Source organism: Vibrio sp. 10N.222.48.A3, from assembly GCF_041475345.1.
Lineage (GTDB): Bacteria > Pseudomonadota > Gammaproteobacteria > Enterobacterales > Vibrionaceae > Vibrio > Vibrio tasmaniensis_A.
On the sequence record NZ_JBFRVX010000159.1, the window covers coordinates 1209 to 2911 of the forward strand.

A 1703-nucleotide genomic window follows, 5' to 3' on the forward strand; every position below is an offset into this window, starting at 1 on the left:
AGAGATGCCTGAACCTATAATGGCGATTTTCTTCATTGTTATACCATCCTTGAAGCGAGTTTTTGCCAAACTGGAGTTGGAAGCATTCTTAGTAGCTTCATCAACATGATGAATCGTCTTGGGAAATCGATTTCACTCTTTCCTTGAGCAATACCATTTACGATTCGCTGAGTTGCGGCCTCACTACTAATAATCATAGGCATAGAGAAGGTATTTCGCTCGGTTAATGGCGTTTCAACAAAGCCTGGGTGCACAATTGAGACATGAATATTGTGCTCGGCCAGATCAACCGACAGTGTTCTGCCTAAGTAGGTGAGGGCTGCCTTTGAAGCGCCATAAGCCTCGGCTCTTGGCAAAGGTAAAAAGCTGGCGCTGGAGCTTACTAAAACCAAACGGCCGCCCGGCTTAATGTTTTTTAACCAGGCTTTAAGGGCGTAGCCAATTGAAATTAGATTGATGTTGATGACGCGCTCGAAAAGCTCGGCATCAAAATTCACGGGGTCGTTGATGTACTCACAATCACCCGCGTTCAAGATCAGTAGGTCGAGCTGCTTATCTTGTTCGAGTGCAGGGAAATTGTGGTAATCGGTCAAATCAAAACAGAGTGGGTCAATTGACGAGTGCGATAAGTCTGTCTCGTGAGAATCAACCAAGGCTTGCAGCTTGTCTGGGTTACGGCCACAAGCAATCACCTGATGCCCTTGTTGAGCATAATCGATAGCGAGTGATTGGCCGATGCCTGAGGTCGCGCCTGTGATCATAATACGCATTATTGGCTCGCTCTCTTTTTGATGGATTTGATGGCGCAGCCCAGAACTGGAATGTGTTCATACAACATAGAGCCGACATCAAGATAGTCTCTGTGATAGACCACTTGACCGTCGAGCATCTTAAGGTGACTGTGTCCTTGCACTTCGATTGGCTTTTGCCCATTTAATTGCTTGTGAGCAAACTGCATCGTCCAATACACCGAAGCTTCGTCGTTCACTTCGAAAGTGTGTTCGATATGAAAGTAACAGCTCGTTACCTGGGTGTAGAGGTTCTCGAAGTAGTGCGTAAGCGCCGAAATACCGCTGACATGATGCAGCGGGTCTTGGAATTCAATATCAGGGTGATAAACTGTCTTAAGCACGTCGAAATTGTCGGTTCCGAGTTCTCGATACATGTTGAGAAAGTTATCAAGCCATAGAGAGTTATCCATAATATTCACTCTAATTATTTGAAGAAGGCTAAGGCTCTCAATCGTGCTTCTTTGTGCTCAACGATGGGTTGCCAGTATTCGCTGTCTATTCCGTTTTTAGCGATAAAGTCATGTGGGAAATGCACATGCTTATCTGGGATATTTTGCAGCTCTGGTATGTACTTACGAATAAAAATTCCTTTTGGATCAAACTTTTCACTCTGAGTGATTGGATTGAAAATTCGAAAGTAGGGTTGAGCATCACAGCCAGTACTTGAGGCCCACTGCCAGCCACCATTATTCGCGCTGAAATCACCATCGATAAGGTGCGACATAAAGAAACGCTCACCCCAACGCCAATCGATCAGCAGGTGCTTGGTTAGGAAGCTTGCCACCACCATTCTTAGCCTGTTGTGCATCCAGCCTGTCTCAACCAATTGACGCATTGCTGCATCAACTAATGGGTAGCCTGTTTTTCCTTCGCACCACGCTTTAAAGCTCGGGTTGTCGTGATACCAATCTA

General features: G+C 45.6%; 3 protein-coding genes. All 3 read right to left on the reverse strand.

The window, feature by feature from the left end; all coding sequences use genetic code 11:
* Positions 1–38: 38 nt before the first annotated feature.
* On the reverse strand, positions 39–770 hold the full coding sequence (locus AB4653_RS05940; protein WP_102257685.1) for an SDR family NAD(P)-dependent oxidoreductase: 732 nt from the start codon (positions 768–770) through the stop codon (positions 39–41).
* On the reverse strand, positions 770–1201 hold the full coding sequence (locus AB4653_RS05945; RefSeq protein WP_017090021.1) for a nuclear transport factor 2 family protein: 432 nt from the start codon (positions 1199–1201) through the stop codon (positions 770–772). Before AB4653_RS05945 ends, AB4653_RS05940 begins: the two co-directional genes overlap by 1 nt.
* A 14-nt stretch (positions 1202–1215) precedes the next feature.
* On the reverse strand, positions 1216–1703 hold a 488-nt coding region (locus AB4653_RS05950), incomplete at its 5' end, for an FAD-binding domain-containing protein (RefSeq protein ID WP_372103562.1).

Excerpts from the sequence above, each read along its gene's own strand:
- AB4653_RS05940 (WP_102257685.1), bottom strand. The coding sequence starts at position 770 with ATGCGTATTATGATCACAGGCGCGACCTCAGGCATCGGCCAATCACTC.
- AB4653_RS05945 (WP_017090021.1), bottom strand. The coding sequence starts at position 1,201 with ATGGATAACTCTCTATGGCTTGATAACTTTCTCAACATGTATCGAGAA.